The organism is Nigerium sp. (assembly GCF_039811905.1).
GTDB lineage: Bacteria > Actinomycetota > Actinomycetes > Propionibacteriales > Propionibacteriaceae > Propioniciclava.
Genome location: NZ_JBDHZL010000022.1, coordinates 1 through 14,596, shown reverse-complemented (window position 1 = coordinate 14,596; position 14,596 = coordinate 1). Strand labels below are relative to the sequence as shown.

12 protein-coding genes are annotated in these 14,596 nt (G+C 74.0%); 8 read left to right on the top strand and 4 right to left on the bottom strand.

Annotation, left to right across the window (positions count from 1 at the left end):
* Positions 1-215: 215 nt before the first annotated feature.
* The 3 genes from WMJ97_RS06185 to WMJ97_RS06175 all read right to left on the bottom strand — a co-directional run bounded on the left by WMJ97_RS06185 (position 216) and on the right by WMJ97_RS06175 (position 3,256).
* A complete protein-coding gene (locus WMJ97_RS06185) occupies positions 216-1,280 on the bottom strand; it encodes an ATP-dependent DNA ligase (RefSeq protein ID WP_347348105.1) in 1,065 nt (354 codons plus the stop codon).
* Positions 1,281-1,290: 10 nt separating this feature from the next.
* Entirely contained in the window at positions 1,291-2,325 is a 1,035-nt protein-coding gene (ligD, locus tag WMJ97_RS06180; protein WP_347348104.1) for a non-homologous end-joining DNA ligase, read from the bottom strand.
* A 127-nt stretch (positions 2,326-2,452) separates the two neighbouring features.
* Positions 2,453-3,256, bottom strand: coding sequence for a hypothetical protein (locus WMJ97_RS06175; RefSeq protein ID WP_347348103.1), 804 nt, complete (start codon positions 3,254-3,256; stop codon positions 2,453-2,455).
* A 77-nt stretch (positions 3,257-3,333) separates the two neighbouring features.
* Between WMJ97_RS06175 and WMJ97_RS06170 the strand changes: the two genes are divergently transcribed.
* Complete coding sequence (locus tag WMJ97_RS06170) at positions 3,334-4,206, top strand: rhomboid family intramembrane serine protease (protein WP_347348102.1); 873 nt, start codon at positions 3,334-3,336, stop codon at positions 4,204-4,206.
* Between the two features lie 2 nt (positions 4,207-4,208).
* Positions 4,209-4,682, top strand: coding sequence for an NUDIX domain-containing protein (locus WMJ97_RS06165; RefSeq protein WP_347348101.1), 474 nt, complete (start codon positions 4,209-4,211; stop codon positions 4,680-4,682).
* On the opposite strand, the gene WMJ97_RS06160 is transcribed toward WMJ97_RS06165, so the two are convergent.
* Positions 4,670-5,659 (bottom strand): aldo/keto reductase, encoded by a 990-nt coding sequence (locus WMJ97_RS06160; protein WP_347348100.1) that lies wholly within the window; start codon positions 5,657-5,659, stop codon positions 4,670-4,672. The genes WMJ97_RS06165 and WMJ97_RS06160 overlap by 13 nt on opposite strands.
* Positions 5,660-5,783: 124 nt before the next feature.
* Between WMJ97_RS06160 and pdxA the strand changes: the two genes are divergently transcribed.
* The 6 genes from pdxA to WMJ97_RS06130 form a co-directional block, all read left to right on the top strand.
* Complete coding sequence (pdxA, locus tag WMJ97_RS06155; protein WP_347348099.1) at positions 5,784-8,159, top strand: 4-hydroxythreonine-4-phosphate dehydrogenase PdxA; 2,376 nt, start codon at positions 5,784-5,786, stop codon at positions 8,157-8,159.
* A 112-nt stretch (positions 8,160-8,271) separates the two neighbouring features.
* Positions 8,272-9,057 (top strand): DeoR/GlpR family DNA-binding transcription regulator, encoded by a 786-nt coding sequence (locus WMJ97_RS06150; RefSeq protein WP_347348098.1) that lies wholly within the window; start codon positions 8,272-8,274, stop codon positions 9,055-9,057.
* Between the two features lie 155 nt (positions 9,058-9,212).
* Complete coding sequence (locus WMJ97_RS06145) at positions 9,213-10,706, top strand: helix-turn-helix transcriptional regulator (protein ID WP_347348097.1); 1,494 nt, start codon at positions 9,213-9,215, stop codon at positions 10,704-10,706.
* Between the two features lie 139 nt (positions 10,707-10,845).
* Entirely contained in the window at positions 10,846-12,597 is a 1,752-nt protein-coding gene (locus tag WMJ97_RS06140) for a DEAD/DEAH box helicase (RefSeq protein WP_347348096.1), read from the top strand.
* Positions 12,588-13,466: an ABC transporter ATP-binding protein gene (locus WMJ97_RS06135; protein WP_347348095.1), complete on the top strand. Its 879-nt coding sequence runs from the start codon at positions 12,588-12,590 to the stop codon at positions 13,464-13,466. Before WMJ97_RS06140 ends, WMJ97_RS06135 begins: the two co-directional genes overlap by 10 nt.
* Positions 13,466-14,596: ABC transporter permease (locus WMJ97_RS06130; RefSeq protein WP_347348094.1), on the top strand; the 1,131-nt coding region annotated here is incomplete at its 3' end. The genes WMJ97_RS06135 and WMJ97_RS06130, both read left to right, overlap by 1 nt.

The window sequence follows — 14,596 nt, the reverse complement described above, 5'->3', positions numbered from 1 at the left end:
CTCTCGTGGGACCGGGGCTTCACCGACGGACACAGTGGGGCGGATCTGGGGGGATCCGCCCCTTTCCGCGTCCGGATGCCGGTTTCTTCGGCGCCGCCCGGCGGCCTTTTTCGCATTCGAAATCGACCATACGTTTGGGCTACGAAACCGTAGGTGTCGCCAACCTGACGCCAATTTTGGGGCGTCGATCTCTCATCATTCGGACGCCGCGCGCCTCAGGCGTCCGCGAGCACGTCGCCCAGGTCGTAGGCGGGCGCACGATCGATCTGCGCGAGCGTGCAGGACGCCGGCTCGCGATCGGGACGCCAACGCACGAACTGCGCCGCGTGCCGGAACCGGACGCCTTCCAACTGGTCGAACCGGACCTCCATCACGAGCTCGGGCTCCAGCGGGACGAAGCCCGTGTCCTTCGCGCCCGAGAACCGCGACCGCTCGGTCTCGGCGTGCACGGGGCGACCGTCGGCGTCCCGGCGGACCAGCGGCTCGAGCAGTTCGATGAGCTGCTCGCGGTAGGCGTTGCTGAAGGCGGAGGCGCCGCCGACGGGGAGGAGGCGTCCGTCGGCGTCGTAGAGCCCGAGCAGAATCGAGCCGACGCCGCGCCCGGACTTGTGGACGCGGTAGCCGTAGGGCACGACGTCGGCGGTGCGGGAGTGCTTGATCTTGAACATGGTCCGCTTGCCGGGGGCGTAGGGCGCCGCGGCGGGCTTCGCGACCACCCCGTCGAGCCCGGCGCCCTCGAACTGCTCGAACCAGCGCTGGGCGAGGGCGGGGTCGTCCGTGGTGCGGGTGACGTGGATCGGGTCGCCGGGCGTCAGGTGGGCGAGCGCCTCGACGAGCGCGGCGCGGCGCTCGCGGTAGGGGAGGGGCATGAGGTCGTCGTCGCCCAGCGCGAGGATGTCGAAGCAGACCAGCTCGGCCGGCGTCTCGCGCGCCAGCTTCGCCACGCGGGACGCCGCGGGGTGGATGCGCTGGCTGAGCAGGCCCCAGTCGAGGCGCTCCGCGCCCGGCTCGCCCCACCGGACGACCACCTCGCAGTCGATCGCCGCGCGCTCGGGGAACAGGCGACGGACGGCGTCCACGACCTCGGGGAAGTAGCGCGTGAGCGGCTTGCTGCCCCGGCTGGCGAGCTCGACCTCGTCTGAGTCGCGGAGGGCGATGCAGCGGAAGCCGTCCCACTTCGGCTCGTAGGCGAGGCCGCCTTCGACCTTGTCGGGGGCCGGAATCGCCGGGACGAGCTTGGCGAGCATCGGGTCGACCGGCAGCGCGATGGGCAGCTTCATGCGCCGAACCCTACGTGCCCTCGCCCGCCGGACGCCGCGGCACGCGGCGCGGCTGCTGCCGGGTCTTGGCGGGCCCTGCCCCGCCGTCGGAGCGGGGCTCGGGGGCCGGGCGGGGGTCGTCCTTCTCGTCGCGTTCGGCCCAGGCGAGCAGCTCGTCGAGCCGGAACGACTCGTCGTCGATTCCGGCCGCGAGGTCGCCCAGCTCGGCGAAGCGCGCCGGGACCGTCGCGAGGGTGAAGGCGGCCGGGTCGACGGCGTCCAACTCGGCCCACGCGATCGGCGTGGAGACCGTGCCCTCCGGGACGCCGCGCACCGAGTAGGCGCTGGCGATCGTGTGGTCGCGGGCGTTCTGGTTGTAGTCGAGGAAGACGTGGGCCGGGTCGCGCTCCTTGCGCCACCAGGTCGTGGTGACGTCGCGGGGGAGGCGCCGCTCCACCTCGCGGGCGAACGCGAGGGCGGCGCGGCGGACGTCCTCGAAGCCCCACTCGGGCACGATGCGCACGTAGATGTGCAGCCCCTGGCCGCCCGAGGTCTTGGGGTAGCCCGTGATGCCGAGGTCGTCCAGCACCTCGCGCGCGACGGACGCCGCCCGGCGGACGCGGTCGAAGCCGGCAGCCGGGCCGGGGTCGAGGTCGATGCGCCACTCGTCGGGGCGGTCGACGTCGGCGCGGCGGACGTTCCACGGGTGAAACTCCACCGTCGTCATCTGGACCGCCCAGATCACCTGGGCGAGTTCGGTGACGCAGAGCTCGTCGGCGGTGAGGCCGTACCGGGGGAAGTGCAGTTCGACGGTCTCGACCCAGTCGGGTGCGCCCGCGGGGAGGCGTTTCTGATGCACCTTGGGCCCCGCCAGGCCCTTCGGGAAGCGGTGCAGCATCGTCGGACGCTCCCGCAGCGCCCGGACGATCCCGTCGCCGACGGCCAGGTAATACTGCACGAGGTCGAGCTTCGTCCAGCCGCGCTCGGGGAAGTAGACGCGCTCGGGGGAGCTGATGGACACGGCGCGCCCGCCGACGTCCAGGGTGACGCGCTCCTGCTGGGCCATGACGTGCACCCTAGTCAACCGGGGTCTCCCCCTGGGTGCCCTCTGGGTGCGTTTCTACCTGACGTTCTCCACACCGTGGTGTGGAGAACGTCAGGTAGAAACGCACACGGGGCGTGCGACGAAACCGTCAGGCGGGCGCGAGATTCCAGGCGCCGTCGGCCTTGACGCTCACCACCGCGGGGGACACCCCGAGGCGCGACGTCTGCTGCCCGTTGGCGACGACGTTGGCGAGGAGGCTCCGCTCGTCGCCGCGCGCCGCCCACACGATGAAGTTGCTCTCGCCCCGATGCGACGCCGTCACCCGCCGGACGCCGCCCGCGTAGACGAGCACCGCGTCCCCCTGCCCGGACGCCGGCAGGGTCGCCCGCGCGGCGCTCGACATGGGCCTGATCGTCATCCGCCACGGCCCGGACGCCGTGATCGCCAGCGCCCGCGTCCGCCCCGGCGACAGGACGCCGAAGGCCGTCGTCCCGCGGTACGGCTCGCCGGCCCGGCTGACGAGGGATTCGAGGAAGCCGCCGCCGGCGTCCCGCGACTGCAGTTGCACCAGCCGCGTCCCGTCGTGCTGGAAGGCGACGACCCCGTTGCTGACGTCCTCCGGCAGCCGGACGATCGCGTCCCCGCTGCCCGCCGCCCTCAGCTCGTCGAATGTGCCGTAGGCGGCGTCCAAGGCGACGGACGCCGCGTCCGTCGTGGGACGCGGGCTCGGATTGGGCGCGCGGGTCGGGGTGATTTCCGTGCGCCAGCGCTCGGTGGGGGACGCCGTGCTCGGCGCGGGCCAGGTGATGGTCCGGCTGACGGACGGCGTCCGGCTCGGGGTCGGCCACGGGACCAGCGGCCCCCGCGGCAGCATGAAAAAGACCGTGGCGATCAGCGCCGCGAGGGCGGCGATGAACGGCCAGGCGACGCGCGGGGAGGCGGGCTTCGCCATGGCGTCCTCCTCCCGGCGGAGTCATTGTCCCTGCAGGCAGGCTAGCGTGCCCCCGGATGACGACTACCCTTACCAGGGTGAGTAGCTACCGCCTGTCCCCCTCCGGCGGCAGCGAGCCCTGGTTCCGGCTCGGCCGCATCGAGGTGACCACGACCGTGGCCGCCATCCTCGTCGTTGTCGCGGGCTGGCTGACCTGGGTCATCGGCGGCCCCGGCATGCCCACGGCCCTCGCCTTCTGGCCCGAGGGGCTCGCGACCGGCGACGTCTGGCGCCTCGTCAGTTGGCCGCTCGCCGACGCCCCCTCGCTGTTCGGCGTCATCAACCTCTTCTTCTTCTGGTACTTCGGCTCCGACCTCGAGGGGCAGGTCGGCCGATCGAACATGCTGCGCCTGCTGCTCGGTATCGCGGCCGCGCTCATGATCTCCACGACGCTGCTCTCCCTGCCGCTCGGCAGCTCGCTCATGCTGGCGGGCCTCGGCACGGTGCAGTTCACCGTCTTCCTCATCTGGATCGCGGAGAACCCGCGCCGCCCCTTCTTCTTCGGCATCCCGGCCTGGATGATCGGCGCCATCCTGCTCGGCCTCCAGGTGATCACGCTGCTCGGCGTCCGCGGTTGGCCGAACCTGCTGTCGCTGTTGCTCGGCCTCGCGCTGTCGGCGATCGTCGCGCGCCGGGTCGGGCTGCTCGGCGACCAGGGTTGGATTCCGGGCCGGCGGCGGCGTCCCCGTCCGGCACGGGCGGCGTCCGCGCAGCAGCATCCGGCGGGGCGGGCGTCCGCCCCTCGTGGGGCCGCGCGCAAGGAGGCGAAGGCCGCCCAGCGCGCCCAGTCCGACCGCGAACGCCTCGACGCCCTGCTCGACCGCATCAGCGCCGAGGGCATCGGCGCGCTGTCCGACTCCGAGCGCAAAGAGCTGATGGCCCTGCGCGACCGACTCCGCGGCGGCCGCTGACCGTGCCCCAGCACAGCGCGGGCCTGCTGCCCTACGGGTGGGACGCCGCGGGCGTCCGAGTCTTCCTCGTCCATCCCGGCGGCCCGCTGTGGGCGCGGAAGGACGCCGGCGCGTGGTCGCTCGCGAAAGGGCTCTACGAGCCCGGCGCCGAGGATCCGTTGGACGCCGCCCGGCGCGAGTTCGCCGAGGAGGTCGGCGTCCCGGCGCCGGCCGGCGACGAGATCGACCTAGGCGAGGTACGGCTGAAGTCCGGCAAGCGGATCCGCGCGTTCGCGGTGCCGGCGCCGGCCGACCTGGCCTGGGTGGCGTCCAACACCTTCGAGATGCCGTGGCCGCCGCGCTCGGGCCGCGTCGGCACGTTCCCCGAGGTGGATCGCGGCGCATGGTTCGCCGTCGAGGACGCCCGCGTCCGGATCAACGCCGGGCAAGCTCCGCTGCTGGACGCCCTCGAAAGCGCGGTCGGTCAGCGGTTGTAGGCGGGCATCGCGCCCTTCAGCGGGTCGGTGATCGCCGAGCAGGCCTCGACGAGGTCGGCGGGCAGCGGGCCCTGGGCGATCGTCTCGACGTTGCTGAGGATGTGCTCGACGCGGTCCCCGCCGACGAGCACCGCGCCCGCGCCGGGCTGGCTGATGAGCCACCGCAGGCCGAGCTCCGGCATCGTCAGGCCCGCCTCCTCGGCCAGCTTGCCGAGCTGCGCGACGGCGCCGAGCAGCTCCGGCGTCCAGTACCGCTTCTTGTACATCTCGGCGAGGCTGGAGCCCTCGTTGAAGCGGGTGGGCGAGTGCGCCTCGTCGGGGACGCGGACGAGCAGCCCGCCGGCGAGCGGGTTGTAGCACATGGTGAGCACGTCGTGCGTGCGGGCGAACTCGACCCACTCGTCCTCGACGCGGCGCGCGACCAGGTTGTACACGTTCTGGCCCACGAGCGGCTTCAGGGTGCCGATCCGCTCGGCGGCGTCGATCACCTCGAGCGCCTGCCAGGCCGCGTAGTTGGAGACGCCGAGCGCTTTGATCTTGCCGGCGGCGTGCAGCTCGGCGATCGTCTCCATCGTCTCGTCGATGGGGGTGTCGCGGTCGGGCTGGTGCAGGTAGAACAGGTCGAGCACGTCGACGCCGAGGCGCTTCAGCGAGCCGTCGACGCACGCGGTGAGGGCTGCGCGGGAGAGGGGGGCGTTGTCGCCGGCGTCCGGGTGGGGCATGCCGGCCTTCGAGGCGAGCATGATCTCGTCGCGGTGCCGAGCGACGAACGGCGCGATGAGCGACTCCGTCGTGCCGCGCGCGTACCCGTTCGCGCAGTCGACGCCGGTGATGCCGGCCTCCAGGGCGGCCTCGAAGATCTCCTTGGACGACCGCGCGTCGGCGGTGTCGCCCATCGACATGGTGCCGAGCACCACGGTGGTCAGCGGGACCTCGATGCCCGGAAGGTCCAGTGTCGGGATGGCCTGATCGCCCATGATCTGCTCCTTGGTCGTTGTGAGGGCACCAGATTCCCACGTGTGCGTGTTTCACGCAAGATCTAGCGCGTTGTGCGCATTGCTGCCATACTGAGGAGACCGTTCGGTCCGGGAGAGGAACACGATGACGTTGCCCGCTTTGCCCCTGGTCGTCGCCGACGACCTGTCGGGCGCCGCCGAGGCCGCCGTCGCGTTCGGACCGGGGACGCGGGTCGCGCTCGGCGTGCCGGGCCGATCGGGGGCGGAAGACAGCGTCGTCACCGTCCTGGACCTGGAGACACGCCCGCTGGCGCCGGAGGCGGCGGCCGAGGTGACGCGCGCGGCACTGGGGGAGCCGCGTCCACCGCTCGTGGTGAAGAAGATCGACTCGCAGTTGCGCGGGCCGATCGCCGCCGAGGTGCGCGCGGCGCGCGCGCCCGGCGTGACCACGGTCGTCGCCCCCGCGCTGCCGGCATTGAGCCGCCCGACGCGGGGAGGAGTCGTGCACGTCGACGGCGTCCCGCTGCACGAGACCGACGCCTGGCGCGTCGAGTCGCGCCCGGCGCCACGCTCGATCGTCGAGGCCCTCGAGACCCCGGACGCCGCCCCCCTCACCCTGGACGCCGTGCGCGCGCGCCCGGCCGACCTGGCCGCCGCGATCGCCGCCCACCGGGGCGGGGTCGTGATCTGCGACGCCGAGACCGAGGCCGATCTGGAGCGCATCGTCGAGGCGTCCCTGGGCGTGACGCCCGTGCTGCTGGTCGGCTCGGCCGCCCTGTGCCACGCGGTCGCCGCGCGCGTTCCGCGCGGTGAGGCGTCCGGCGGGTCCGAGGGCGACCGCCAAGCCCGCCCCTGCCTCACCATCGTCGGGACGGCCGCCCCGACCGCGGCCGAGCAGGCCGAGCGGTTGGCGTCCGAGACGAACCCGACGAGGGTCGTCCTGCCGGCCGCGGACCTGCTGGAGGCGTCCGGCGCGCTGCTGGACGCCTGGGCGGCGCGCGTCGCCGACGGGCTCGCCCGGGGCGACGTCCTCGTGACGCTGGGCGCCGCGCCCGACGGCGTCCGGCTGCCAGGGGAGGCGCTGACCGAGCGCCTGGGGGCGCTGGCCGGCGCGGCCCTGGCCCGGCCCGGCGCCGGGACCGGCCCGGAGGCCGACCTCATCCTGACCGGCGGCGAGACCGCGCACGCCGTGCTGCGGCGGCTCGGCGTCGCCGAGCTCGTCGTCGAGCGCGAGGTGCACGCGGGCGCGGTGCTGAGCCGGGCGTCCGGCGAGCGGCTGCCCGGCGGGCCCCGCGTGGGGCGCGTCGCCACGCGCCCCGGTAGTTTCGGCGCACCGGAATCGCTGCTGCAGATCCGCCGCGCGCTCGCGGGGGCGGAGCAGCCGGACGCCCACCAGCCGTCAGATCCTCAGCCCCCAGCCGACCAGCCCACCGCCGGCCAGCCCACCGCCGACGAACCGACCCCCTCGACCACCGACCCAACCCTCGTTCAGCCAGCCCAAGGAGGCACCATGTCCGACACACCCACCACGACCCTGCCCGTCATCGCCGTCACGATGGGCGACGGCGCCGGCGTCGGCCCGGAGGTGACCGTCGCCGCCCTGCTCGACGACGAGGTCACCACGCGCTGCCTGCCGGTCGTCATCGGGGACGCCGCCCGCCTGCGGCAGGCCGCGAAGATCCTCGGCCTGGACGCCGACATCGTCGCGATCGACAGCGTCGACGACGCGGTGGCCGAGCCCGGCCGCGTCAACGTCATCGACCTCGGCCTGCTGCCGGAGGATCTGCCGTGGGGCCAGCTCAGCGCGGTCGCGGGCGACGCCGCCTACCAGTACATCAAGGTGGCCGCCGAACTGGCCGTCGAGGGCAAGGTGCAGGCCATCTGCACCGCGCCGCTCAACAAGGAGGCCCTGCACATGGGCGGCCACAACTTCCCGGGCCACACCGAGTTGCTGGCCCACCTCACCGGCACGCCGGAGGTCTCGATGATGCTCAGCTCCCCGAAGCTGCGCGTCATCCACGTGACCACGCACATCGGCCTCATCGACGCGATCAAGAAGATCGAGCCGGGCCTCGTCGAGCGCGTGGTGCGCCGCGGCTACGATGCGCTCAACCGCGCGGGCATCGAGAACCCCCGCATCGGCGTCTGCGCGATCAACCCGCACGCGGGTGAGGGCGGCCTCTTCGGCTACGGCGAGGAGGAGGAGAAGATCATCCCCGCGCTGGAGAAGCTGCGCGCCGACGGCATCAACGCCGAGGGCCCGCTGCCGGCCGACACGGCCTTCTACCTGGGCGGGCGCGGCGACTACGACCTCATCGTCGCCATGTACCACGACCAGGGGCACGGCCCGGTGAAGGTGCTGGGCATCGAGGCCGGCGTCAACATCACGGTCGGGCTGCCGGTCATCCGGACGTCCGTCGACCACGGCACGGCGTTCGACATCGCCGGCAAGGGCATCGTGAACCCCGAGAGCATGGTCGAGGCGATGCGCCAGGCGGTGAACCTCGCAGCGGTGCGGTAGGAGTGACGCCCGGCCGCCCGGCCGGGCGGTACGCTCCCCGACGTGTGGTCACACCACTCAGCGCGTCGATGTGGTTGGCTGACCCGGAGGTTCACTGACTGAAGGAGTGCCGGTGAAGGCGTCGCAGCGGCGGGAAGAGATCGTGCGGATGGCCACGTCCAACGGGCTGGCCAGCGTGGACGAACTGTCGCAGGTGTTCGACGTGACGGCGTCCACCATTCGTCGCGACCTCGCGCAGCTCACCGAGTCCGGACGCCTCGCGCGCACCTACGGCGGCGCGATCGCCGTCCCGCTGCACCGGGAGCCGTCGCTCAACGAGCGACGCGGCGAGTCACACCAGGCCAAGCGCGGGATCGGGCTGTGGGCGGCGTCCCAGGTGCACCCGGGCGACGTCGTCCTGCTGGACGCCGGCACGACCACCGCTGAACTCGCGCACGCCCTGCGCGACGTCGGCAAGCTGACGGTCATGACCATCGGCCTGACGCCGCTGGCCGCGATCTCCGGCGCGCCCGACGTCAACGTGATCTGCCTGGGCGGCCACCTGCGCGACATCAGCCAGGGGTTCGAGGGTCCGATCACCGAGGCCGCGCTGGAGGGCCTGACGTTCGACGCCGTCTTCCTGGGCTGCGACGGGGTGACCGCCGACCGCGGCATCTGCGAGGCGACCGTCGCGCAGACGCGGCTGAAGGAGCTCATGTGGCGGGCGTCCGACCGGGCCTACGTGCTCGCGCACGGCAAGAAGCTGGGCGAGCGGCCGTTCAACGCGTGGGTGCGGATGCCGGCGTCCTGGACGCTGGTCACCGACGAATCCGCGACGGACGCGCAGATCGAGCCCTTCCGGGAGCGCGGCATCGAGGTGGTCGTGGCCGATCGCGCCGGACGCCGACTGGAGCGCTGAGCAGCCCGGACGCGGTGGGTGTCTCACACGCTGGGCGGGTGAGATCCGCGCTGCGGGGTGCGATCTGACGCATCCACCAGGGCGTTCGCTGTTGCAGAGCGTTGAGGTGTCCGCAACTTCGTGCATCTGCCCCGGTAGACCGTGAGAATAACGACGTGATCACGGGATGGGCGGGCTGGGTGCTGGCGAATGCGCGCGCGTCCGCGCCCGGGGGGCCGTCGGCGGCCGAACTGGCGAAGAGCCTGCATGTGCACCGGTCGCAGATCGGGCGGTGGGAGTCCGACCAGGTGCAGCCCTCCTACGCGATCTGCGAGCGCTACGAGGAAACCCTCGGCTACGAGCCGGGCCAACTGTCCGCGACGATCGAGATCCTGACGCCGACGCGAGGCGGGCGTCCGATGCTGCTGCGCGACGACCGCCCCCGCGACGACGACCGGCTCGCCGACCTTCTCGACCAGGCGCTCGCCGGCGAGCCGACCTCCGGCGAGGAGTGGCGGGAGCTGGGCCGCTCCGTCGCGAACCGGCCCGAGATCTTCCTGCGCCGCCGCGACTGGGACGCCCTGCTGCACCGCCTCATCGTCGAGATGGGCCTGTCGCACGGCTACCGCTACGAGCAGTTCTGGCTCGCGGCCCGGCATCTCGCCTCGCACCCGCGCGCGGCGGCGTCCGTCGAGCGGGCGGCCCGCGAATGGCTCAACGACGACAGCCGCCCGGCGTACTGCGACGTGGCGTCGATCACGCAGCACGCGGTGGCCCCGAACCGCGTGGCGCCCCTGCACGAGCAGATCATGAAGCCGGCGTCCCCGGTGGCGCTGTGGGCGTCCCTGATCGGCTACCAGGCCCACGTCCGGACGATGCGTCTCGACGTCCTGCGCTCCACCCCCGCCCTCGACGCCGTCCAGGCGTGGGCCCGCGACCGCGGCGTCTCGGGGCGCGTGCGGTGGGCGGCGAACGAGGTGCTCGCGCTCGCCGCGCGGCGGCTGCGCCCGCAGGCGTGGGCGGCGTCCGGCGACGGCCGCACCCGCGTGCCGCCCGTCGGACGCCTCCCCACCCCGCCCGACCTCGCCCGCACCGTCGCCACCGAATGCCTGAACGCGTGCGCCGAACAGGGCGGCGGGTCCGACGCCACGCTGGGGCAGCTCCTCTTCACGACGCTCACCTCCGTGGACGCCGAGCGCCGCGGCGAACTCTCCTCGGGCGTGGCGCGGCTCCCGCAGGCCCCGGTCATCGCGGAGGTGCTCGCACGGCACCTGGACGCCGCGCACGCCGGCGGCGGCTACGCGGGCATCGGCGTCCTCCAGTTGCTGAACTGGACCGGGTACGCCGGCGACGGCATGCCGCTCGCCCGGACGCTCGTCGACGACCGCACCCCCGACCAGGCCGCGACGGCGGCCGCCGGGGCCCTCTCGTCGAGCGTCGACGCTCACGGGCCGGAGGGCCGGACGGTGGCCCTCGACGCGGTCGAGCGCTGGGCCCGCGGTCGCGTGGGGCGGCACCACGGACGCGGCGACGACCGGGCGCGGCCGGCCGCGCTCGTGCTGCACACCGCCGGCCGGGAGCAGGCCCTCGACGACCTCGCGGCGCTCGCGCGCGAGCGGGGGGACGCGTCCTGGGCCGCGGCGACATCCGCCTGGCGGCAGTCCGCCTGAGCAGCCGCGCGTCCGGACGCCGCCGGGCGTCGGCTGGACACGCGCCGCGAAGCGACTAGGGTCGGACTCCCATGCCACGCCTCGCCCCCCGCCCCGCTCGCCGTCCCGCCGCACCCCGTCCCGACGGGGCGGTCGCCGCGTGACGTCGTCGGCGTTCGAGCACCTCTCCCCGGCGTTCCCCCAGCGGGCGGCGTGGGGGACGGCGTCCCGCCTGCGCGCCTGGCAGGCCGAGGCGCTCGACGACTACCTGACCCGCGCCCCGCGCGACTACCTGTGCGTCGCGACGCCGGGCGCCGGCAAGACGACGTTCGCGCTGCGCGTCGCGCGCGAACTGCTGGACGCCCGCGAGATCCGGCGGGTCATCATCGTCACGCCGACCGAGCACCTGAAGGTGCAGTGGGCGGACGCCGCCGCGCGCGTCGGCATCCACATCGACCCGGGGCTCGGCAACTCCCGCCGCGGGCGCTCGCGCGAGTACGACGGCGTCGCCGTCACCTACGCCGGCGTGGCCGCGCGGTCGTTCCACTACCAGGCGCTCGTCGGCAACTTCCCGACGCTCGTCATCTTCGACGAGGTCCACCATGCCGGCGACGCCCTGAGCTGGGGCGAGGCGGCGTCCGAGGCGTTCGCCGGCGCGACGCGGCGGCTCTCGCTCACCGGCACCCCGTTCCGCTCCGACGACCACCCGATCCCGTTCGTGACCTACGAGCCGGGCCCGGGCGGCACGGCCGTCTCGCGCCCGGACTACTCCTACGGCTACGCCGAGGCGCTGCGCGACCAGGTCGTCCGGCCGGTGCTGTTCATGAACTACGGCGGCCCGATGCGCTGGCGCACGAAGGCGGGCGAGGTGATGGACGCCGACCTCGGCTCGGCCCTCACCAAGGACGTCACCTCCCAGGCCTGGCGGACCGCGCTCGACCCGAAGGGCGAGTGGATCGCCGCGGTGCTGCGCGCCGCCGACACGCGCCTGACCGAGGTGCGGCGGCACATCCCGGACGCCGGCGGGCTCGTCATCGCGTCCAACCAGACCCAGGCGCGCGCCTACGCGCGGGCCCTCGGCGAGGTGACCGGCGAGAAGCCGACGGTCGTCCTCAGCGACGACACGGGTGCCGGCAAGCGGATCGACGCGTTCGCGGCGTCTGAGGACCGCTGGATGGTGGCCGTCCGGATGGTGTCGGAGGGGGTGGACGTCCCGCGGCTCGCGGTCGGCGTCTACGCGACGGCCACCTCGACGCCGCTGTTCTTCGCGCAGGCGGTCGGGAGGTTCGTCCGGGCGCGGCGCAAGGGCGAGTTGGCGACGGTGTTTCTGCCGACCGTCCCGATCATCCTGGCCCACGCGGCGACGCTGGAGCGCCAGCGCGACCACGTGCTGGGGCGCAAGCAGGCGTCCGACGAGACCGACATCTGGGCCGAGACCGAGGCGCTGATCGAGCGCGCGAACGCGGGCGAGGGGGCGTCCGACGAGTTGGAGGGCAGCTTCGAGGCCCTGGAGTCGAACGCCACGTTCGACCACGTCATGTTCGACTCCGAGCAGTTCGGCATGCACGCCAGCCCGCGCTCCGACGACGAGGCCGACTACCTCGGCCTGCCGGGCCTGCTGGAGCCGGAGCAGGTCACCCACCTGCTGCGCGAGCGCCAGCGCAAGCAGATCGCGCGGCGCGACCGGGCCGACCGGCGCGAGCGGCAGCCGCGCGAGGTGTCGCTGCACCGTGCCCTGGAGTCGAAGCGCAAGCAGCTCAACTCGCTCGTCGCGCAGTACGCGCGCACGAAGGGCGTCCCGCACAGCCACGTGCACGCCGAGCTGCGGCGGCAGTGCGGCGGGCCGCCGCTCGCGCAGGCGAGCACCGACCAGGTGGACGCCCGCGTCGCGATGATCCGCACGTGGTTCTGACGCCGGCGGATGACCCGCAGCCGGTCCGGGTCCTCCCGGCGGATGAGCGCGAACCAGCTTGGCGACGGATGCCCGCGCAGGCGTCCGCTCGACAGGGTGGGGTCATGAGTTCACTCGCGAGTCCAGCCACCACCATGACCCGCACCGCGCCGGCGGTCCGGACCGAGGGCCTGACCAAGGTGCACGGCAGCGGCGACGCGGCGGTCACCGCCCTCGACGACGTCAGCGTCGAGTTCGAGCGCGGGCGCTTCACCGCGATCATGGGGCCGTCCGGCTCGGGGAAGTCGACGCTGCTGCACTGCGTCGCCGGCCTGGACGCCGTCACGAAGGGCCGCGTGTGGGTCGGGGACGCCGAGATCACCGCGCTCGGCGACGACCGCCTCACCGTGCTGCGCCGCGACCGCGTGGGATTCGTCTTCCAGGCCTTCAACCTGCTGCCGACCATGACCGCCCTCGACAACATCCTGCTGCCGTTGCGCCTGGCCGGCCGCCGCCCGGACGCCGGCCACCTCGACCGGCTCGTGGGCGTCCTGGGGATCGGCGACCGGCTGCGCCACCGGCCGGCCGAGCTGTCGGGCGGGCAGCAGCAGCGCGTCGCGGTGGCCCGGGCGCTCGTCACGCGGCCCGAGGTCGTCTTCGCCGACGAGCCCACCGGAGCCCTGGACTCGCGCTCCGGCCAGGAGCTGCTCGGCCTGCTGCGCCGCAGCGTCGACGAGCTGGGGCAGTCGGTCGTCATGGTCACGCACGACCCGACGGCGGCCGCCCACGCCGACCGCGTCGTTCTTCTCGCCGACGGACGCCTCGCCGGCGAGGTCCACGGGCCGAGCGTCGACACGGTGCTGCAGGCGCTCCGCGGGCTGGGGGAGTAATGGCCGCGATCCAGCTGACGGGGGCGTCCCTGCGCGGGCACGGACGCCGCCTCACGAGCGCCCTGCTCGCCATCACGCTCGCCGTGGCGTTCGTCGCCACGACGCTGCTCGTCTCCGACTCGCTCCAGCAGCGCTTCACCCGCGACGCCCGCGCGGCCGTCGGGGACGCCGCCGTCGTCGTCACCACGCGGGGCGATCGGCTGCCGCTCGCCACCGCGGACGCCGTCCGCCGCCTGCCGGGCGTCACCCGGGTGGACGCCGCGGCGTCCGACTACCTCGTCATGCAGGCCCTCGGGCAGCAGCGTCACGTGATCGGCCAGACCCCGGCCCGCGGGATGTCCGCGACGCAGGGCCGGCTGCCGTCGGCCGCCGGCGAGGTCGCGCTGACGCCGCGCGTGGCCGGTCGCGACCGCGTCGCGGTGGGGGCCGCCGTCGCGTTCGTCGACCCCGAGGGACGCCCCCACGCCGCCCGCGTGGTCGGGCTGGCCGAGCCGCCCGTGGGCATCGCCTCCGTCTTCGACGTCGTCTACGCCGGCGCCGCCGACATCGGCCTGTGGGGCGGACGCCCCGGCTATTCCGAGCTGAAGGTCGCCGGGGACGACCCGCAGCGGCTCGCCAGCGCGGTGGCCGCGGTCGACGGCGTCGCCCGGGTCGAACCCGTCGTGCGCACGGGCGCCGAAGAGGTCGCCTCCCGCGTCGACGACCTGGGCGCGAGCATGCGCGTTCTGATGCAGATGCTGCTCGGCTTCGCCGCGATCGCCGTCGCGGTGGCGGCCATGGTGATCGCGAACACGTTCGCCATCCTGCTGGCCCAGCGGACCCGCGACCTCGCGCTGCTGCGCTGCGTCGGCGCCCGCCGCGGCCAGGTGCTCGGATCCGTCCTGCTCGAGGCGCTGGTGCTCGGGGCCGTCGGGTCGCTCGCCGGCCTGGCGCTGGGCGGCGTGCTCGCGCAGGTCGTCGTGGTGGCGACGGCTCGCACCGACATGGCGCTGGGGTCGGTGGCCGTAGCGCCGCTGTCGCTGGCGGTCCCGGCGGCCGTCGGGGTGCTGGTCACCCTCGTCGCGTGCCTCGTGCCCGCCCGGCGCGCCACCCGGGTCGCCCCGCTGGCGGCCCTGCGTCCGGCGGACGCC